This is a genomic window from Bradyrhizobium sp. LA6.1, assembly GCF_040547805.1.
GTDB lineage: Bacteria > Pseudomonadota > Alphaproteobacteria > Rhizobiales > Xanthobacteraceae > Bradyrhizobium > Bradyrhizobium barranii.
Map to the genome: position 1 here is coordinate 230455 of NZ_JBEPQK010000012.1, position 18449 is coordinate 248903.

Below are 18449 nucleotides of genomic sequence, written 5' to 3' on the forward strand. Positions count from 1 at the left end.
GGTGACCGTGTTTCTGGCGCGGGCTTCTTGGCGGCGGCCCGCGCGCGCCTCGTCCTTCGAGACGACCGCTCTGCGGTCTCCTCAGGATGAGGCTAAGCAGCATCGGTGCCGTCGAAATTGCTGCCGCATACTCCGCCCTCATCCTGAGGAGCCCGCGAACGCGGGCGTCTCGAAGGATGGCCGCAGGGAAGCCGCTATTCACATGCGGCAGCCCTGCCGCCTCAGGTGCGGCGCGCCGCCACGAGATCGCGATAGAGCACGGCATAGTCGCCGGCGCGGTTGCGCCAGGAGACGTCGGTCGCAAGGCCGCTCAATTGCAGCCGGCGCCAGGTCGCCTTGTTGTGGAAGGCGGTGTTGGCCTTGCGCAGCGTGCTGGTGAGGGCCTCCACGGTGACGGGCGCGAACTTGAAGCCGGTCGCGTCGCGGTCCGATGTGTTGGCCTCGCCGATATCGACGATGGTGTCTTCGAGGCCGCCGACGCGCGACACGATCGGGACTGCGCCATAGCGCAGCGCGTAGAGCTGGGTCAGGCCGCACGGCTCGAACCGCGAGGGCACGATGAGCGCGTCCGATCCGGCCTGGATCAGGTGCGCCAGAATCTCGTCATAGCCGATCACGACGCCGATCCGCCCGGGGTTCGCGCGGGCGATGGCCTGATAGCGATCCTGGAGATCGCGATCGCCGCTGCCGAGCAGCGCGAGCTGCATGCCGTCGCCCAAAATGGTCGGGATGGCCTCGAGCAGGAGATCGAGCCCCTTCTGCCAGGACAGGCGGCTGATGACGCCGAGCAGCGGCGCCTCGTCCGAGGAATCGAGATTGAACTGTTGCTGAAGCACCGCCTTGTTCGCGGCCCGGAACGTGAGGTCCTCCGCGCCGAAGCGGTAGGCGATGTGCGGATCGGTTTGCGGATTCCACACGTCGGTGTCGATGCCGTTGAGGATGCCGCTCAGCACATCAGCGCGTTCGCGCAGCAGGCCGCCGAGCCCCATGCCGCCTTCATCGCTCTGGATCTCCTGCGCATAGGTCGGCGATACCGTCGTGATGCGATCGGCGAGTTGAAGCCCCGCCTTGAGGAAGCTGATGCCGCCGAAATATTCGAGGCCGTGAACGTCGAACGCCGCCGCCGCGGGCAGGCCGATCGCGCTTGTCAGCGTGCGATCGAACTTGCCCTGATAGGCCATGTTGTGGATGGTCATCACGGTGCCGGGGCGCGGCCCGCCGTCATAGTGCAGATAGGCCGGCGCGAGCCCCGCCTGCCAGTCATGGGCATGGACGACATCCGGCACGAACGCGGGCACGAGGCCGTGGCCGATATCGGCCGCGATACGCGACAGTGCCGCGAAGCGCACACCGTTGTCCGGCCAGTCGACGCCCTCAGGGGTGACGTACGGATTGCCCGGTCGCGCGTAAAGATGCGGCACGTCGAGCACGAACAGGTCGAGGCCGTCATGCGAGCCCGCGAGCAGGCGGCCCGGGCCGCCGAAATAATCCGGCCAGCGCCGGATTTCGCCGGCTCCCCCCAGCATCCGCATTACGTCGGGATAGCCCGGCATCAGCGTGCGCATCTCGACGCCGTGCGCCTTCAGCGCAAGCGGCAGCGCGCCGGCGACATCCGCGAGGCCGCCGGTCTTGACGATCGGGTAGACTTCGGAGGCGACCGCGAGGACGCGAACAGGCGTCATGTATTGAGCCTGTCGAGCATTGTCTGGGTGATGAGCGAGATGCCCTGCTCGGTGGTGCGGAAGCGCTTGGCGTCGAGCTCCGGGTCCTCGCCGACGACGAGCCCCTCGGGGATTTCGACGCCGCGGTCGATCACGACGTTCTTCAAGCGAGCGCCGCGAGCGACGTTCACGTAGGGCATGATCACGGCGTTCTCGACAGTGGCGTAGGAGTTGACGCGCACGCCGGTGAACAGCAGCGAGCGGCGCAGCGAGGCGCCGGAGATGATGCAGCCGCCCGAGACCAGCGAGCTCACGGCCTGGCCGCGCCGGCTCTCCTCGTCATGGACGAACTTGGCGGGCGGCGTGATCTCCGCATAGGACCAGATCGGCCAGGCGCGGTCGAACAGGTCGAGCTCCGGCACGACGTCGGTGAGGTCGATATTGGCCGCCCAATAGGCATCGACCGTGCCGGCATCGCGCCAGTAGGCGCGGGGATCGCTGCCCGAGCGTACGCACGAGGTCGAGAATTGATGCGCGATGGCGCGGCCGTTCTTGACGATATAGGGGATGATGTCCTTGCCGAAATCGTGACTGGAGTTCGTATCCTCGGCGTCGCGCTTAAGCTGGTCGAACAGGAATTTCGTATCGAACACGTAGATGCCCATGCTGGCGAGCGAGACGTCTGGTTTGCCCGGCATCGGCGGCGGATCCTTGGGCTTCTCGAGGAACTGCTGGATCCAGCCGTCCTCGTCGACATGCATGATGCCGAAGCCGGATGATTCCGCGCGCGGCATTTCGAGGCAGCCGACGGTAACGTCGGCGCCGCTGTCGACGTGCTGGCGCAGCATCACCTCGTAGTCCATCTTGTAGATGTGATCGCCGGCGAGCACGACGATGAAGCGTGCGTTGTGCGACTCGATGATGTCGATGTTCTGATAGATCGCATCCGCCGTGCCGACATACCACATGTTCTCCGAGACGCGCTGACTGGCCGGGAGGATGTCAAAGCTCTCGTTGCGTTCGGGGCGGAAGAAGTTCCAGCCCATCTGAAGGTGCCGGATCAGGCTGTGCGCCTTGTACTGGGTCGCGACCGCGATCCGGCGGATGCCGGAATTGACCGCATTGGACAGCGCGAAATCGATGATGCGGGACTTGCCGCCGAAATAGACCGCGGGCTTGGCGCGCCGGTCGGTCAGTTCCAGAAGCCGGCTGCCGCGTCCGCCGGCCAGGACGAACGCCAGCGCCTGACGGGCAAGCGGCTCGGGTCTCGCGGCACTCATGTCATCCTCCCACACCTCTGGCGCTTTGCGAGAAGCCTCCCGGCCGCGCACATTGGAACCGATAGTAACGGTACGAATAGTAAATCGGGAAGGTGCTTGTTGGTTGCGAACGCCCGGGAAGCTTAATGCTTTGCTGTGGCCTGTGGCTCCGTCGCACCGGTGTCATGTTCGTGCGGGCGCTGGCGTTGGCCGGACCACAATCGAGGCATGCGCTTGTATTCTTGTGCGGTGCACGCAATGCAGGCTGTGACTTTCGGAGGCTTTGACTTGGGGCAAGGATGCCCGATCATGGCCTTGCGATCCTTTTCCAAGCAAAACGTCAGACAGGGAGCAAGACGATGAGTATCTGGAAAACGGCAATTGCCTGTTCGCTGGCGGGCGCGGTGATGGCCGGCCAAATCGAGCAGGCGGCGGCGGCTCCGCTGCCGACCAACGTCGCGACCATGAAGGCCGCCGTTGGTGACGATGTCACCCCGGTGTATTGGCGCGGCCGTGGCTGGGGATGGGGCGCAGGAGGCCTCCTCGCCGGAGCAATCATCGGCGGTGCCATCGCGAGCAGCGCGCCCTATGGTTACTATGGCGGCGGCCCGTATTACGGCGGTTATGGTGGTTATGGTTATGGTTATGGCTCGGGCTACGGCTATGGCTACGCTCCGTCCTATGGCTATGCGCCGGCCTATTACGGCGGCTACGGGCCGAGCTATGGGTATGGCGGCTACTACGCGCGTCCCAGCTACTACGGCTATCGAGCCTATCGTCCATACTACGGCCCTCGCTACGGCTACTACCGGCCGTACCGGGCCTATGATCGCGGATATTGGTAAGGACCCTGCGCGGCTAGAGCGAGAGCCACACGATCAGGCTCATGCAGGCGAAATGCGCGAGCACGATCGCGGCGAGATGCAACGGGCCGGCCTTGAGGCTGGACTTGCGCATCCCGCCGCGCCCCGCGCTAGTTTGACCCCGCGGCCGCGGCCGTAAAGCTGCGGTCGACGGCTTTGCTCACGTCGAGCGTCTTCGGCAGGATGCCGTAGCGCGTCGAGCGGTCGGAGGCTTCCTGCACCTCCTTCACCACGTTCTGGTCGATCACGATCGGGCTGGTGCGCTGCGCGGTGTAGGCCGACAGCAGCACGTCCTCCGGCAATTTTGTCAGTTCGGCCGTGCTCTTTGCGTATTCGGCAACATGATCGAGCGACCACAGCCGTGCCTTGTTCAGCCGCTGCACGAGGTCCTGCACCGCCGCGCGCTTGGTGGCTATGGCGTTGTCGGAGGCCACGATGAAGGTGATGGTCGGCGTCAGGCCTTCGCCGTCGGCGATCACGCGGGCCTTGTCCTTCAGCGTCGCGAACGAGACGTAGGGCTCCCACACGGCCCAGGCATCGATCGAGCCGGCGACGAGTGCGATCTTGGCGTCGACCGGGCCGAGCGGCGCGAAGGTCGCGTCCTCCAGCTTGATCTGCGCCTTCTCCAGCGTCGCGTCGATCAGGAACTGGCCCCAGCCGCCGCGCGTGCCGGCGAGGCGTTTGCCCTTGAGGTCGGCGGCCGACTTGATCGGCGAATCCTGGCGCACGAGGATCGCTTGCGTCTTCGCATCCGACCTGGTGCCGCCGATTGCCTTGATCGGCGCGCCGGCCGCATAGACCGAGAGGAAGGAGAGATCGCCGGTGTAGCCGACGTCGAGCGCGCCGGCGTTCAGCGCTTCCAGGATCGGAGCTGCGGCAGGGAATTCCGACCATTCGATCTTGTAGGGCAGGTCCTTCGCATAGCCGGAGATCTCGAGCAGCGAGCGGTTGCCGCCCTTCTGGTCGCCGACGCGCAGCACGACGGTGTCGGCCGCGAACGAGGCGGCCGCGGTCGACAAGGTGATGGCTGCGGCGAACAGCGATGCTGCGAGCCGGCGTGTGATGGAATGGTCGTCGAAGTTGATGCTCATGTGGCCTGTCTTGTTGCTTTGCCCACGACGCGTGAGCGAGCGATGCAGCGAGACGATCAAGTCTATGACGGCGCAATGCGCAGTCAATGAAATGGCTATCCGTATTGCAGATGCGTCGGGCAATGACGTTTCAGCGTAACGCCGCTTTCGAGAACGCACCGCGTGCGCGGCGGGTGATGCGCAAGAATGATGCAGGCTGCGGAGTCGCGGCGCATCCTTGCAGGATGATGCAGCATCGAAAATCGTTTCATCGCTGTCCCATGCGCTGATGGAGAGAATGACCTCGCTTCGCGTCACATTCGAAATTCCATTTCATTGACGATGCGGCGGGCGCGCCGCATGATTTGCGCATCGCATCAAAGCGGCGCGGGAAGCGCCGGCGAAATTATTCTCTCAACGCGGCTCCACATGGAACATGCGCAACGCGAAGCGTTGCGTGAATGGCGGAGCTGTGCCAGCGCAGGAGCGGGGACTGATGGGCGACGACAACAAGCGCAGCGGATCTGGCCTCGACCGGCGCCATTTGCTGCAGGCGGGGCTTGCCGCGGCATTCGCCGCGCCGCTTGGTGCCTTTGGTGCAGCCCAGGCCTTTGCGCCGCAGGCGATCGCGCCCGGTGTCGATCTCTCTGAGTTTCCGCTGTGCCGGACGGCCGCGGATGGCCCTGTCCTCACCGGCGCGCCGCGCAAGCTGAAACTCTCCTGGAATGCCGGCGCGGTCTGTCTCGCCCCGGTGCCCGTCGCCATCGAGCACGGCTTCTTCCAGAAGCACAATCTCGACATCGAGCTCATCAACTATTCCGGCTCGACCGATCAGCTGCTCGAGGCGATCGCGACGGGAAAGAGCGATGCCGGGCTCGGCATGGCGCTGCGTTGGCTCAAGCCGCTGGAGCAGGGCTTTGACGTCAAGATCGCCGCCGGCACCCATGGCGGCTGCATGCGCGTCCTGACCCGCGCCGACTCCAACGTGAGCAAGCTCGCCGACCTCAAGGGCAAGATCGTCGCGGTCGGCGACCTCGGTGGCCCCGACAAGAACTTCTTCTCCATTCAGCTCGCTAAGCTCGGCATCGACCCGGTCAAGGATGTCGACTGGCGCGCCTATCCTGGCAACCTGCTCAACGTCGCCGTCGAGAAGGGCGAGGTGCAGGCCTTCCTGTCGTCCGATCCGCTGGGCTATCTCTGGCTCAAGGACAGCCAGTACAAGGAAGTCGCCTCGAACCTCGACGGCGAATATCGCGACAAGAGCTGCTGCATCCTCGGCCTGCGCGGCTCGCTTGTGCGCGAAGAACCTCAAGTCGCGCGTGCCCTGACGCAGGCGCTGCTCGATGCCGCGATGTTCACTGCGCAGAATCCGGCCGTGACGGCAAAATCGTTCCAGCCTTACGCGCCGAAGACGGCATCGCTCGCCGATATCGAGGGCATGGTGCGCTACCACACCCACCATCATCATCCCGTCGGTGAAGTGCTCAAGCGCGAGCTGAAGTCCTATGCCGACGATTTGAAGAGCGTCCAGGTCTTCAAGCAGAGCACCGATACGGCCAAATTCGCGGAGCGCATCTATGTCGACGTATTCGCTGTCTGACGGCCTCGCCTCCGGCGCGCCGCGCCTCTCGCGCACGCCTGTCCTTGCGAGCTGGGTCCGGGAATCCGGCGTCGGCATTCTCGCCAGCGTCGCGTGGATCGCGTTCGGCCTGTCCTGCCTGTGGTGGGAGGATGTCGGCGACTGGTCGCGGACGCACTCGCTCGGCATCGCCGCCTTCATCGTTGCCGCAATCGCCTTGTTCGGCACCGTCGGCGCCGACTACCTCGGCTCCGCCGGTAAGGCCTTGCGCCAGCGCGCGCCCTGGCTCGTGGCGCTCGGCGCATTCCTGACGCTGTGGGAAGTTGCCACCGCAAAATTCGCCTGGCTGCCGCTGCCGTTCTTCCCGCCACCGCAGTCGATCATCGAGGTCTATACCGACGATTTGCCAAAGCTGCTCGACAGCGTCTTCGCCTCGGTCAAGCTCCAGCTTGGCGGCTATCTGATCGGCGCCACGGTCGGCTTCCTGACCGGCGTCTCGATCGGCTGGTCGCGCGCGGTCGGCTATTGGGTGCATCCGGTGCTGCGCTTCATCGGCCCGCTGCCGGCGACCGCCTGGCTGCCGATCGCCTTCTTCACGTTCCCGTCGAGTTGGAGCGCCTCGACCTTCCTGATCGCGCTCGCGACCGGCTTCCCGGTCACCGTCTTGACCTGGTCCGGCGTCGCGAGCGTCAGCAACGCCTACTACGACGTCGCACGTACGCTGGGCGCAAAGCCATCCTTCCTGGTGCTGAAGGTCGCGATCCCCGCGGCACTCCCGCACGTCTTTGTCGGCCTGTTCATGGGCCTCGGCTCGTCCTTCGCCGTGCTGGTCGTCGCCGAGATGATCGGCGTCAAGGCCGGTCTCGGCTGGTACCTGCAATGGGCGCAGGGCTGGGCCGCCTACGCCAACATGTATGCGGCGCTGATCGTGATGTCGCTGCTCTGCTCCGGCGCCATCACGCTGCTGTTCGCCATCCGCGATCGCCTGCTGGTCTGGCAGAAGGGGACCGTGAAATGGTAGCCGCAACCGCACTGGCCGAAGTCACGACCCCGCCGGCTGCTGGCGCCGCGCTCGACATCGAGCAGGTCAGCCACGCCTTCGACATCGACGGCACTGAGCTGCCTGTTCTCAGCGACGTCAGCATCTCCGTGGAGCCGGGCGAGTTCGTCGCGCTGCTCGGCCCCTCCGGCTGCGGCAAGTCGACCTTGCTCCGGCTCGTCGCCGGCCTCGACAAGCCCAAGGCCGGAACGCTCCGCGAGGACGAGGTGCGCATCACCCGCCCGCATCCCTCGCGTGTGGTCGTGTTCCAGGATCCGACCCTTTTTCCCTGGCGGTCGGTCTGGGACAACGTCGCCCTGGGCCTCGAGGCCCAGGGCATCCTTAAGAGCCAGCGGCAGCGCGTGGATGACGCGCTCGATCTCGTTGGTCTGTCGTCGTTCCGCAATGCCTATCCGCATCAGCTCTCCGGCGGCATGGCGCAGCGCGTCGCGCTCGCCCGCGCGCTGGTGAACGATCCAAAAATCCTGATCCTCGACGAGCCGCTCGGCAAGCTCGACTCGCTGACCCGCATCACCATGCAGGCCGAGCTCGTCTCGCTCTGGCAGCGCAAGGGCTTTACCACGCTGCTGGTGACGCATGACGCCGAGGAGGCGCTGGTGCTCGCCAACCGCGTCATCGTGTTCAGCGACCGCCCGGCGCGGGTGAAGGCCGACATCCGTGTCGACCGGCCCTATCCGCGCCATCGCGGCGATCCATATCTGGCGGATCTGCGCCGCCAGATTCTTGGCCTCCTGGGGTTAGACGCCACATGGTAACGTCCGTAGCCAAGGGCCGGGCGGCCCATAGCGAGCCCGACTACATCGCGCGCGCCGAGGCGCTGGCCGAAGGCTTTGCTGCGCGTGCAGCCGAGCATGATCGCGCCGGCAGCTTTCCGTTCGAGAATTTTCGCGAGCTCTCCGAGGCGGGCCTGCTGTCGCTGACGGTGCCGGCCGTTCATGGCGGGGCTGGAGCGGGCGCACGATATACCGCGCGGGTCATCGGTATCATCGGCAAGGCCGATTCCTCGACCGCGCTGGTGCTGTCGATGCACTACATCAACCATCTGGTGATGGGGCGCAGCCCGACCTGGCCGGCGAAGCTCTCGCGCAAGCTTGCGCGCGAGAGCGTCGAGGGCCTCGCGCTCGTCAACGCGCTCCGCGTCGAGCCCGAACTCGGCTCGCCCGCGCGCGGCGGCCTGCCGGCGACGATCGCGCGCCGCACCGAGACCGGCTGGCGCCTCACGGGTCACAAGATCTATTCGACGGGCTCGCCGATCCTCAAATGGTATCTGGTCTGGGCGCGGACCGACGAAGCCGAGCCGCGCGTCGGCCAGTTCCTGGTGCCGGCGGGACTGCCGGGCACCCGCATCGTCGAGACCTGGGATCATCACGGCCTGCGCGCCAGCGGCAGCCATGATGTCATCTTCGACGACGTCGTGATCCCGCTCGATGCCGAGGTCGATGTCCGCAAGCCCCAGGAGTGGCGTGCGCCCGACGTCGCGCAGGCGACCGTCCACACGGTGTTCGTCGCCGCGATTTATGACGGTGTCGCCCGCGCCGCGCGCGACTGGTTCGTCTCGTTCCTGAAGCAGCGCGTCCCCGCCAGCCTCGGCGCGCCGCTTGCGACCTTGCCGCGCGCGCAGGAAATCCTCGGTGCCATCGAGGCCAGGCTCGCAGTCAATGCGCGGCTGATCGAGACGTTCGCCCGCGACTTCGACGACGGTGTCGATCTCTCCACCGGCGAATCCAACGTGATCAAGCTGACGGTGACCAACAACGCCGTCGCCGTGGTCGAGGATGCCTTGTCTCTGACCGGCAATCACGGCCTGTCCCGCACCAATCCGCTGGAGCGGCACTATCGCGATGTCTTGTGCGGCCGCGTGCACACGCCGCAGGACGATGCCACCCGCACCGGCCTCGGCCGCGCCGCATTGGGCCTCTAGCTTTCAGGACAACAAACAGGGAGACGATCATGTCGATCGAGTTCATCGGCTTCATCAGTAATAACAATTCGTCCGAGACCGTCGTCCGCGAGGGGCCGGTCCTCAATCCCACCCACATCGAAACGGTGGCGAAGGCGCACGAGAATGCCGGCTTCGATCGCGCGCTACTGGCGTTTCATTCGACAACGCCGGATGCGCTCCAAATCGCCCAACACGTGCTGGGCGTCACCGACCGGCTCAATGTGCTGATCGCGCAGCGGCCGGGCTTCACCGCGCCGACGCTGTTGGCGCGCCAGTTCGCCGTGCTCGACCAGTTTTCCCGCGGCAGGGTCGCTCTGCATGTCATCACCGGCGGCAATGCGACCGAGCTTCGGCAGGACGGCAACACGCTCGACGACAAGGACGAGCGTTATGCCCGCACCTCCGAGTTCCTCGATGTCCTCAAGCTCGAATGGACCAGCGACAAGCCGTTCACCTACAAGGGCAAGCACTACCAGGTCGAGAACGCATTCTCGCAGGTAAAGCCGTATCGCCCCGAGGGCATCCGGATCTATTTCGGCGGCGCTTCGGATGCGGCGATCGAGGTCGCCGGCAAGCATGCCGACACCTTTGCGCTGTGGGGTGAATCCTATGCGCAGGTGCGCGACGTCACTTCCCGCGTCCACAACGCGGCGGTTCGTCAGGGACGGCCGACGCCGCGTTTCAGCCTCTCGGTGCGGCCGATCATTGCCCCGACCGAGAAGCAGGCCTGGGAGAAGGCGGAAGAGATTCTGGCACGCGCGACCGCGCTCCAGGACAAGACCGGCTACCGCAAGCCCGCCGACGGCCATGCCACGGCCGGCGCGCGGCGCCTGCTCGCGCTCGCCGACCAGGGCAGCCGCATCGACAAGCGGCTCTGGACCGAGATCGCAAAGCTCACCGGCGCCAACAGCAACACCACCGCGCTGGTCGGTACGCCCGAGCAGGTCGCCGAAGTGTTCGGCGACTACTACGATCTCGGTATCAGCCACTTCCTGATCCGCGGCTTCGATCCCCTGATCGACGCCATCGAATATGGCCGCGAGCTGATCCCGCTGACGCGCGAGCTGGTCGCCAAGCGCCAGGCCGTTCGCGGCGAGGCGGCCGAATGATCCGTCTCATGCTGGCCGGTGCGCTGCTGTTCGGCTCGTTGGAGCTCGCGGCGGCGCAAACCACCTTGCGCGTTGGCGACCAGAAGGGCAATTCGCAGGCCGTGATGGAAGCGGCGGGCGTGCTCAAGGACGTCCCGTACAAGATAGAGTGGAAGGAGTTTCCGGCGGCGGCACCGCTGCTGGAGGCGCTCAGCGCCGGTGCGATCGAGACCGGTATCGTGGGCGATGCACCCTTCACCTTCGCCGCCGCCTCCGGCGCGCCGGTGAAGGCGATCGCGGCGATCCGTCAGACCCGCGAGGGGCTCGCGATCCTCGTGCCCGAGAATTCGCCGATCAAGAGTTTCGCCGATTTGCGCGGCAAGAAGATCGCAACGGGGCGCGGCTCGATCGGCCATCAATTGATCCTTGCTGCGCTCGAGAAGAACGGCTGGGCTGCGTCCGACGTGCAGATCGCGTTCCTGGCGCCGTCCGATGCCAAGATCGCCTACACGCAAGGCTCGGTCGATGCCTGGTCGACGTGGGAGCCGTATGTGAGCCAGGAAGAGGTGCTGTTCAAATCGCGCCGCGTCATCACCTCGGAGGGCCTGACGCCGGGGCTGAGCTTCCAGGTCGCACGGCCCGACGCCATCCGCGACAAGCGCGCGGAGCTGACGGACTTCATCCGGCGCCTCACGGCGGCGCGGGCGTGGTCACTGAGCAACGTCGATAGCTATGCCGCGACCTGGGGCAAGCTGATGAACATCCCGACCGCCGTGCCGCAGAACTGGCTGTCGCGCGCAAAGATCCGCATCGCGCCGATCGACGACGGCGTGATCGCGGACGAGCAGAGCACGATCGACCTCTATTTCCGCTGGGGCCTGATCAAGCAGAAGCTCGATGCGGCCGAGATCGTGGATCGGTCCTTTGCGGATGCGATCGCCAAGGCGGGGCTGTAGTGCGCGCTTTCCCTCTCCCCTTGTGGGAGAGGGTGGCTCGCCGCGTAGCGGCGTGACGGGTGAGGGGTCTCTCTCCGCGTACCACCTCTCGCGATGGAGCTCGCGGATAGATACCCCTCATCCGGCGCTTCGCGCCACCTTCTCCCACAAGGGGAGAACGAAGAACGCTCTCACGGGCGCTTCAAGGGATCGTGAGAAAAGGAGGACGTTTCCAGCGCAATCGCCTTCCTCGAAACATTCCTTCTGCATTTCGAACTGACGACAACACCCTCATTGCTATTTGTACCACCTCCCTTGCGCCACGCCTCATCCCGTCAAAAATCAGACAGACGACCACATCGGGAGACCGGCCATGGGCCTGCAAGAAACAAAAATCGAATCGCTTCCCTTCGTCACTGCCGAACTCAACTACCTCGCGCCGGTTTCCGGCAAGCCGCGCACTTATGCTTTCGATCCGCCGCCGGGCGAGCCCAAGAGCACGTCGTTGCCGGAGCCGCATCAGGTCCCGATCTTCGATGCGCGCCTGATCGCGGACAATTTCTCGCTCGATCGCGAGGGCTTTGCGCTGGTGCGTCACCCGACGCAAGTGAAGGACTTTTACAACGACGAGGAAATCCGGGCGGTCTATTATCCCGCCGTCGAGGCGTTCCTGCGCGCGACGCTGAAGGCCGACCGGGTCGTCATCTTCGATCATACCGTGCGCAGGCGTGTCGAGGGGGCGGCGGATATTCGCGACGGCGGCCCGCGCCAGCCTGCGACGCGCGTCCATGTCGACCAGACCGCCGTCTCCGGCGCCAACCGCGTGCGCGAGCATCTGCCCGACGAAGCCGACGCGCTTTTGAGGGGGCGTGTGCAGGTGATCAACCTCTGGCGGCCGATCCGCGGACCCTTGCGCGATTCACCGCTGGCGATGGCAGACGGCACGACCGTCGCGCCCGACGATCTCGTCGCCTCCGATCTGATCTATCCCAATCGCCGCGGCGAGACCTATTCGGTGAAATACAATCCGAACCACCGCTGGTTCTATTTTCCCGAGATGGCGCCGGACGAGGCGCTGCTGCTCAAGTGCTATGATTCCGCAACCGACGGCCGCACCCGCTTCGGGCCGCATACCGCCTTCGTCGATCCGACCACGCCGGCCGATGCGGCGCCGCGCGAAAGCATCGAGGTCCGCACGCTGGTGTTCCATAAACAGTAACAATGTGTGATGGCACTGCCGGGCGCGCCCGGCAGTGTTCCTGGAACTTACCGGAACAAATCGACGTTTGCAGCGCCGGGCAGGGCAACCGGGAGCGGTGCCGTGCGAACGCAGACGACGTTATTCTTCAGTCTGGCCACTTTTTCGCTTTCTGCATTTTCTGTCGCGCAAGCCGAAAGCGGGCTTGCCTCATACTACGGTTACGGAAAAGCCGGTAAGGGCGGCGAACTGACCTGCGCTCACCGCACGCGCGCGTTCGGCAGCGTGCTGACGGTGTCCTACGGTGGCCGGTCGATTCAGTGCCGCGTCAATGATCGCGGCCCGTTTATCCGCGGCCGGATCGTCGATCTCTCGGTGCCGGCGGCCAAAGCGCTCGGCATGATGAGCGCCGGCGTGGTGCGGGTCTCGGTGGAATAGGCTGGCCGTCGCGCTATAGTGCCGCCCAACGCAAGGCTAAGGGGGGTGCTATGGCCAGGATTCGGGTGGGGCTTGTCGGCTGCGGCTTCGTGTCGGAGCTGCACATGTATGCGTTCCGCCGCGTCTACGGTGTGGATGTCGAGGTCGCGGCGGTCGCGGCGCGCGGCGATCATGTCGTTGAATTCGCCGGCCGCCATGGCATTCCGCGGGTCTATCGCAGCTTCGCCGAACTGATCGCGGACCGCGAGCTCGATGTCATCGACATCTGCACCCCGCCCAATCTCCATGCCGACATGATTGTCGCCAGCATGCAGGCCGGCAAGCACGTGATCTGCGAAAAGCCGTTCGCCGGCTATTTCGGCCGTGCAGGCGACGCGCAGCCGATCGGCAAGCATGTGCCGAAGGCGCTGATGTACGAGCGGGTGCTCGCGGAGATGGACGCGACGCGGGCCGCGATCGAGCGCACCGGAAAACTCTTCATGTATGCCGAGGACTGGATCTACGCACCGGCGGTGACCAAGACCGCCGAGATCATCAGGGCGACCAAGGACAAGATCCTGTTCATGAAGGGCGAGGAGAGTCATTCCGGCTCGCACGCCGCGCATGCCGCGCAATGGGCGATGACCGGCGGCGGTTCGCTGATCCGCATGGGCTGCCATCCGCTCTCGGCTGTGCTTTATCTCAAGCAGGTGGAGGCCAGGGCGCGCGGCGAAACCATCCGCGTCGCCAGCGTCACCGGCGACGTCGGCAACGTCACGGCCGTCCTGAAGCCCGAGGAGCGCACTTACATCAAGGCCAATCCGGTCGATGTCGAAGATTGGGGCACGCTGACGGCGACCTTCTCCGACGGCACCAAGGCGACCGTGTTTTCCGGCGACATGATCATGGGCGGCGTGCGCAATCTGATCGAGACCTACACCTCGGGCGGTTCGCTGTTCGCCAACATCACCCCGAACACGCATCTGATGAGCTACCAGACCAGCGAGGAGAAGCTCGCCAGCGTCTACATCACCGAGAAGGTCGACCGCAAAACCGGCTGGCAATACGTCTGTCTCGAGGAGGAGTGGACGCGCGGGTACTTGCAGGAGATCCAGGACTTCATGGAATGCGCGGCGAGCGGCAGGCAGCCGCTATCGGACCTCGCACTGGCGTATGAGACGATCAAGGTGAACTACGCGGGCTACTGGGCCGCGGAGGAGGGACGGCGGGTGGTGTTGTAGGCCGCGAGCGGAGCCGCAGTTCACCTCGCCCCGCTTGCGGGGAGAGGTCGAAATTCGCGCGTAGCGCGGATTCCGGGTGAGGGGGACTCTCCGCGAGTCTCATTGTCACCGCCCCCGCGGAGACTCCCCCTCACCCCAACCCTCTCCCCGCAAGCGGGGCGAGGGGGCCAAGTCCCGCCGCGGCCGCAACTGCCCTCACGCCCCGTAGGTCGAACCCTTCGGCAGCGGAAACACCGGGTCCTGCGTGCGGATGTTCGTCGGCCACACCACCGAGATGCGCTCGCCGGCGTTCTGCATCACCACCGGCGTCGAGCGTTCGTTCTGGCCGGACAGCGGCGTGCCCGGCGGGAAGAATTTCACGCCGTAGCCCTGGATAGTGCCGCCGGCGGGAATGTCGACGTCGAGCGCGGCCTTGCGGATGGCCTCGGGCTCGAAGCTGCCGTATTTCTCCTTGGCGACCGGCAGCACGTTGTTGAGCAGCAACCAGGTCTGGTTGAAACCCATCGAGCAGTGTGGCGGTACTTCGGTCGCGCCGGTCTTGGCCTTGTAGCGCGTGACCATGGCGTTGGTCAGATCGCCGATGCCCGGCGCGAGTTTTGCGGGATCGAGCAATTGCGCCGGTACCGGATCGATGTTGCAGAAATTGTCGATGTCGGCGCCGAAGGTCGCGCGCAGCTTGTCGAGCTGGCTGTAGCCGGCGCCGGCGCCGAACAGCATCTTGAAGCGCAATCCGCTCTCACGCGCCTGGCGCAGGAACAGGGTGATGTCGGGGTTGTAACCGGCATGCGAGATCACGTCGGCCTTGGCGCGCTTGATTTTCGTGACGAGCACCGAGAGGTCGGGCGCCGAAGCGGAGTAGCCTTCGCGCAGCACCACCTGGATGCCGGCCTGCTTGGCGTAGGCCTCGTCGGCCGCCGCGACGCCGACGCCATACGGGCCGTCCTCGTGGATCAGCGCGACCTTGACGTCCTTCGGATCCATACCGAGCTTGCCTTGCGCATGCTCGGCGAGGAAGCTCGCGAACGCCTGGCCATACTGGTCGGAATGGATCTGCGCGCGAAACACGTATTGCAGGTTCTTGTCCTTGAACACGGCGGTCGAGACCGCGGTCGTGATCCAGAGGATCTTCTTCTGCTGCTCGACCTTGGCCGCGAGTGGCACCGCATGCGAGCTCGCATAGACGCCGTTGAGGATATCGATCTTCTCCTGACTGATCAGGCGTTCGGCCTCGTTGATCGCAACGTCGGGTTTGCTCTGGGAATCCGCGGCGACCGGAACAATCTTGGTCTTGCCGCCGACACCGCCTTTCTCGTTGACGAGATCGATCGCGATCTGCGCGCCGATTGACGAGGCGACCGAGCCGCCCGCCGCGAACGGGCCGGTGAGGTCGTAGATCAGGCCGATGCGCAAATTCTCGGCTTGCGCCTGGGCCCGGGTCCAATCGAGGCTGAGTGCGGCGGCGGCAGCCGCCGAGCTCTTCAGCAACTGCCTGCGTGAAGTCGGCATCCTATCCTCCCTCAAAACCCGTCTGTTGATTGGTCTTGTTATTTTTTTACGAATTATGGGGAGCGGGACGATGGAAAGTCAACATGGCGAAAGGTCGATAGGCGGGTCATGGCGCAGAACGCAACTGCGAAGACGGACTGCATCGAGCGATCTGCCCGATCTCAGTTCGTGTCGGAGCGCATGGCCTCGAATACCGCAAAGCCTGCACCGTCGAGCAACGGCACCACCCTCGCCAATCGGAATCCGGCCTGCTCCAGCAGGGATCGATATTCGGCGTCGGTGCGCTCCATGCCGGAGACATTGACCAGCATCTCCATGTCGATATGGAGTACGCGCATGGCGTCGCGATGATCTGGCTCGATCCGTCGTTCGATCAGCAGAACCCGAGCATGTCCTGGCATTGCCACGCGAACATTTCGCAGGATCGCCAGCGATTGATCGTCGTCCCAATCATGGATGATCTGCTTCAGGATGTAGGCGTCTGCGTCTGCCGGAATGGTTTCGAAGAAGCTCCCGCCGATGATCTCACATCGGTTCCTGCCTCCAATCGCCTCCAGAGATGCACCGGCTACGACATCGGGAAGGTCGAACAGCACGCCTTGCATGGTCGGGTGATCGGCCAGAATCGTTGTGAGCGTGAAACCATGTCCGCCGCCTATATCGACGATGCGGCCTATCCCGTGAAAATCGTAGTGCTTGAGAAGCGCATTGGCCAACCGGGCGGAGCTGGTTGTCATCGTCGCGTTGAAAATCGCGGAGAGCTCGGCGTCCTCGCGCAAATAGTCGAAGACCCCCGTCCCGTGTGCGTGATCGAAGGCATGCTGGCCGGTCTGTACGGAGTGCAGAAGATGGCTCCAGGATTGCCAGTGCGACTCGCTGAGCCATAGCCGCACCACCGGACAGATCGAAGCCGGGATATCGGCGCGGAGGGTAGACCCAAGCGGTGTCAGCGCAAACTGCTTCGGAGACGTCTCGTCGAGCAGGCCGGCACCGGCCAGGAAGCGAAGCAGCCGGTAAAGGGTCGGAGCATGGCTTCCGGTCGTTGTCGCGAGATCGTCGCAATGGCGCGGGCCTGCCGCCAGGTGATCCGGAATGCCAAGCTCGACGGCAACGCGCAGGGCCTGCGAAATGCGGTACCCACCGATCAGCCTGAATATCTGGGCGAAATCCTGAGGTGCCGGGGATTGTCCGGGAGAGATGCCTGCGTCCATCTGAGATGCTCCGCTTCATCACCGGCGGGGTACATGGCGGAGGTTGCGGCAAAACGTCAACGTGACCCAAGGTCGCTACGGGCCGGTCGCGGCGCAGCATGCTTTCTGAAGGACAAAGAAAAGCCCACCGTTCGCGAATGAGCGGTGGGCCTGATGCCGGGACGACCCAGTTACTGCGAGAGCTTCACGAAGCTCGGAAACTTCAGCTTTCCTTCCGCGATCTTCTCGGGCCAGACCACGACCTGCTTAGAGTCCTGCCACTGGAAGACGAGGCCGGACACGGTCGTGGGACCGGACTTGATGCCGTGGGTGAACTCGTCGTCCTTGCCGTAGAACTGGATGCGGCCGATCGTGCCCTCGTAGTCGGTCTTCTCCAGTTCGGCGACCATCTTGTCGGGATCGGTCGAGCCCGCGCGCTTGATAGCTTCGGTGATGAAGTAGACCTCGTCGTAGGCGGTGTAGCCGGTATAGGCCGGCGGCGTGCCGAACTTGGCCTTGAAGGCGGCCGCGAACGGCTTCGTCTTGGCGGTCACGGCGACATCGGGCGTCGCCACCGCGAGCGACGGCACGCCGTCGGCGGCGCCATTGGTGTCCTTCCAGAAGGTCGGGCTCAGCGCCTGCGCGCTGATGCCGAACATCGGGATCGGCACCTGCTGGTTCTTCCACTGCACCGTCGGCTGCACGCCGACATGCGAGATGCCGGTCACGATCACGTCGGGCTTCTTGCCCTCGATGTTGTTGAAGATCGGCGTGAAGTCGGTGGTATCGGGCGAGAAGCGCACATGCTCGACGACCTTCAGGCCCGCCTTGGGCAGGCAGGCCTCGTAGCCGACGTCGAGCGGCTTGGTCCAGGCCGCGTCCTCGCTCATGATCGCGACGGTCTTGAACTTGAGCTTGTCGACCAGGAGATCCTTGGCGGCGTCGCAGACGAGCTGGGCCTGGGCCGCCGAGGTCAGATAGCCGTGGAAAGTGTACTTGTTCTTCTCGTAGTCGTTGTGGATCGCCTTGGTGATCTCGTTCGAGGCGGCGCCCGGCGTGATCAGCGGCATCTTCAGCCGCGCCGCCCAGGGCTCGAGCGCGAGAACGACTTCGGAGATATAGCTCGCGATCACCGCGGAGACCTTGTCCTCGCTCACCGCGCGCTGGAACGCGCGCACCGAGTCGGCCGACGAGCTCTTGTTGTCATAGGTGACGATCTCGACCTTGCGGCCGAGAATGCCGCCCTTGGCGTTGATCTCGTCGGCAGCGATCTGCGCGCCGCCCGGGGTCGCAGCACCAGCGATCGACTGCACTTCGGCGATGACGCCGATCTTGATCGGATCGTTCGACTGCGCGTAGGCGGGCGCGGCAAGGCACAGCGCCAATGCGGAGGTGAGGAGGCTGCTGCCGAGGATTGAAGGTCGCATAGTCGTTTCCCTT

At 64.9% G+C, this 18449-nt stretch carries 16 protein-coding genes; 10 read left to right on the plus strand and 6 right to left on the minus strand.

Features of this window, described 5'->3' with window-relative positions; genetic code table 11:
* Positions 1 to 221 precede the first annotated feature (221 nt).
* Together glgA and glgC are read right to left on the minus strand one after the other, a co-directional pair.
* Positions 222 to 1682 carry a glycogen synthase GlgA gene (gene glgA, locus ABIB99_RS27525; RefSeq protein WP_354178354.1) on the minus strand — a complete coding sequence of 487 codons (1461 nt, stop codon included), beginning with the start codon at positions 1680 to 1682 and terminating at the stop codon, positions 222 to 224.
* Positions 1679 to 2941 carry a glucose-1-phosphate adenylyltransferase gene (gene glgC / locus ABIB99_RS27530; RefSeq protein WP_354178356.1) on the minus strand — a complete coding sequence of 421 codons (1263 nt, stop codon included), beginning with the start codon at positions 2939 to 2941 and terminating at the stop codon, positions 1679 to 1681. The genes glgA and glgC overlap by 4 nt, the downstream gene beginning before the upstream one ends.
* 338 nt (positions 2942 to 3279) lie before the next feature.
* Here glgC and ABIB99_RS27535 point away from each other — a divergent pair, with 338 nt between their 5' ends.
* Positions 3280 to 3765 (plus strand): hypothetical protein, encoded by a 486-nt coding sequence (locus tag ABIB99_RS27535; protein ID WP_354178358.1) that lies wholly within the window; start codon positions 3280 to 3282, stop codon positions 3763 to 3765.
* A 128-nt stretch (positions 3766 to 3893) separates the two neighbouring features.
* Here ABIB99_RS27535 and ABIB99_RS27540 read toward each other — a convergent pair whose 3' ends face one another.
* The gene (locus tag ABIB99_RS27540) at positions 3894 to 4874 is read right to left on the minus strand and encodes an ABC transporter substrate-binding protein (RefSeq protein ID WP_354178360.1); all 981 of its coding nucleotides are present in this window, start codon (positions 4872 to 4874) and stop codon (positions 3894 to 3896) included.
* A 475-nt stretch (positions 4875 to 5349) separates the two neighbouring features.
* Between ABIB99_RS27540 and ABIB99_RS27545 the strand changes: the two genes are divergently transcribed.
* From ABIB99_RS27545 to ABIB99_RS27585, 9 genes are all read left to right on the plus strand, one after another.
* Positions 5350 to 6453: an ABC transporter substrate-binding protein gene (locus tag ABIB99_RS27545; protein WP_354178362.1), complete on the plus strand. Its 1104-nt coding sequence runs from the start codon at positions 5350 to 5352 to the stop codon at positions 6451 to 6453.
* Positions 6431 to 7453, plus strand: coding sequence for an ABC transporter permease (locus tag ABIB99_RS27550; RefSeq protein WP_354178364.1), 1023 nt, complete (start codon positions 6431 to 6433; stop codon positions 7451 to 7453). Before ABIB99_RS27545 ends, ABIB99_RS27550 begins: the two co-directional genes overlap by 23 nt.
* A complete protein-coding gene (locus ABIB99_RS27555) occupies positions 7447 to 8247 on the plus strand; it encodes an ABC transporter ATP-binding protein (RefSeq protein ID WP_014493120.1) in 801 nt (266 codons plus the stop codon). The genes ABIB99_RS27550 and ABIB99_RS27555 overlap by 7 nt, the downstream gene beginning before the upstream one ends.
* Positions 8241 to 9413 carry an acyl-CoA dehydrogenase family protein gene (locus ABIB99_RS27560; RefSeq protein ID WP_354178367.1) on the plus strand — a complete coding sequence of 391 codons (1173 nt, stop codon included), beginning with the start codon at positions 8241 to 8243 and terminating at the stop codon, positions 9411 to 9413. The genes ABIB99_RS27555 and ABIB99_RS27560 overlap by 7 nt, the downstream gene beginning before the upstream one ends.
* Positions 9414 to 9442: 29 nt before the next feature.
* Positions 9443 to 10543, plus strand: coding sequence for an LLM class flavin-dependent oxidoreductase (locus ABIB99_RS27565; RefSeq protein WP_354178369.1), 1101 nt, complete (start codon positions 9443 to 9445; stop codon positions 10541 to 10543).
* Positions 10540 to 11478, plus strand: coding sequence for an ABC transporter substrate-binding protein (locus tag ABIB99_RS27570; RefSeq protein WP_354178371.1), 939 nt, complete (start codon positions 10540 to 10542; stop codon positions 11476 to 11478). Before ABIB99_RS27565 ends, ABIB99_RS27570 begins: the two co-directional genes overlap by 4 nt.
* A gap of 352 nt (positions 11479 to 11830) precedes the next feature.
* Positions 11831 to 12676, plus strand: coding sequence for a CmcJ/NvfI family oxidoreductase (locus tag ABIB99_RS27575; RefSeq protein WP_283017457.1), 846 nt, complete (start codon positions 11831 to 11833; stop codon positions 12674 to 12676).
* Between the two features lie 102 nt (positions 12677 to 12778).
* Entirely contained in the window at positions 12779 to 13093 is a 315-nt protein-coding gene (locus tag ABIB99_RS27580) for a septal ring lytic transglycosylase RlpA family protein (RefSeq protein WP_071910599.1), read from the plus strand.
* Positions 13094 to 13143: 50 nt separating this feature from the next.
* Positions 13144 to 14313, plus strand: coding sequence for a Gfo/Idh/MocA family protein (locus ABIB99_RS27585; RefSeq protein WP_283017456.1), 1170 nt, complete (start codon positions 13144 to 13146; stop codon positions 14311 to 14313).
* Between the two features lie 195 nt (positions 14314 to 14508).
* On the opposite strand, the gene ABIB99_RS27590 is transcribed toward ABIB99_RS27585, so the two are convergent.
* From ABIB99_RS27590 to ABIB99_RS27600, 3 genes are all read right to left on the minus strand, one after another.
* Complete coding sequence (locus ABIB99_RS27590) at positions 14509 to 15819, minus strand: ABC transporter substrate-binding protein (protein WP_354178374.1); 1311 nt, start codon at positions 15817 to 15819, stop codon at positions 14509 to 14511.
* 161 nt (positions 15820 to 15980) lie between these two features.
* On the minus strand, positions 15981 to 17030 hold the full coding sequence (locus ABIB99_RS27595; protein ID WP_247303838.1) for a methyltransferase: 1050 nt from the start codon (positions 17028 to 17030) through the stop codon (positions 15981 to 15983).
* Positions 17031 to 17200: 170 nt separating this feature from the next.
* The gene (locus ABIB99_RS27600) at positions 17201 to 18436 is read right to left on the minus strand and encodes an ABC transporter substrate-binding protein (protein ID WP_354178377.1); all 1236 of its coding nucleotides are present in this window, start codon (positions 18434 to 18436) and stop codon (positions 17201 to 17203) included.
* Positions 18437 to 18449: the final 13 nt, after the last annotated feature.

What these genes read in the sequence shown, in the direction of transcription:
- glgA (WP_354178354.1), bottom strand. Translation starts at nt 1,682, where the DNA reads ATGACGCCTGTTCGCGTCCTCGCGGTCGCCTCCGAAGTCTACCCGATC.
- glgC (WP_354178356.1), bottom strand. Translation starts at nt 2,941, where the DNA reads ATGAGTGCCGCGAGACCCGAGCCGCTTGCCCGTCAGGCGCTGGCGTTC.
- ABIB99_RS27535 (WP_354178358.1), top strand. Translation starts at nt 3,280, where the DNA reads ATGAGTATCTGGAAAACGGCAATTGCCTGTTCGCTGGCGGGCGCGGTG.
- ABIB99_RS27540 (WP_354178360.1), bottom strand. Translation starts at nt 4,874, where the DNA reads ATGAGCATCAACTTCGACGACCATTCCATCACACGCCGGCTCGCAGCA.
- ABIB99_RS27545 (WP_354178362.1), top strand. Translation starts at nt 5,350, where the DNA reads ATGGGCGACGACAACAAGCGCAGCGGATCTGGCCTCGACCGGCGCCAT.
- ABIB99_RS27550 (WP_354178364.1), top strand. Translation starts at nt 6,431, where the DNA reads ATGTCGACGTATTCGCTGTCTGACGGCCTCGCCTCCGGCGCGCCGCGC.
- ABIB99_RS27555 (WP_014493120.1), top strand. Translation starts at nt 7,447, where the DNA reads ATGGTAGCCGCAACCGCACTGGCCGAAGTCACGACCCCGCCGGCTGCT.
- ABIB99_RS27560 (WP_354178367.1), top strand. Translation starts at nt 8,241, where the DNA reads ATGGTAACGTCCGTAGCCAAGGGCCGGGCGGCCCATAGCGAGCCCGAC.
- ABIB99_RS27565 (WP_354178369.1), top strand. Translation starts at nt 9,443, where the DNA reads ATGTCGATCGAGTTCATCGGCTTCATCAGTAATAACAATTCGTCCGAG.
- ABIB99_RS27570 (WP_354178371.1), top strand. Translation starts at nt 10,540, where the DNA reads ATGATCCGTCTCATGCTGGCCGGTGCGCTGCTGTTCGGCTCGTTGGAG.
- ABIB99_RS27575 (WP_283017457.1), top strand. Translation starts at nt 11,831, where the DNA reads ATGGGCCTGCAAGAAACAAAAATCGAATCGCTTCCCTTCGTCACTGCC.
- ABIB99_RS27585 (WP_283017456.1), top strand. Translation starts at nt 13,144, where the DNA reads ATGGCCAGGATTCGGGTGGGGCTTGTCGGCTGCGGCTTCGTGTCGGAG.
- ABIB99_RS27590 (WP_354178374.1), bottom strand. Translation starts at nt 15,819, where the DNA reads ATGCCGACTTCACGCAGGCAGTTGCTGAAGAGCTCGGCGGCTGCCGCC.
- ABIB99_RS27595 (WP_247303838.1), bottom strand. Translation starts at nt 17,030, where the DNA reads ATGGACGCAGGCATCTCTCCCGGACAATCCCCGGCACCTCAGGATTTC.
- ABIB99_RS27600 (WP_354178377.1), bottom strand. Translation starts at nt 18,436, where the DNA reads ATGCGACCTTCAATCCTCGGCAGCAGCCTCCTCACCTCCGCATTGGCG.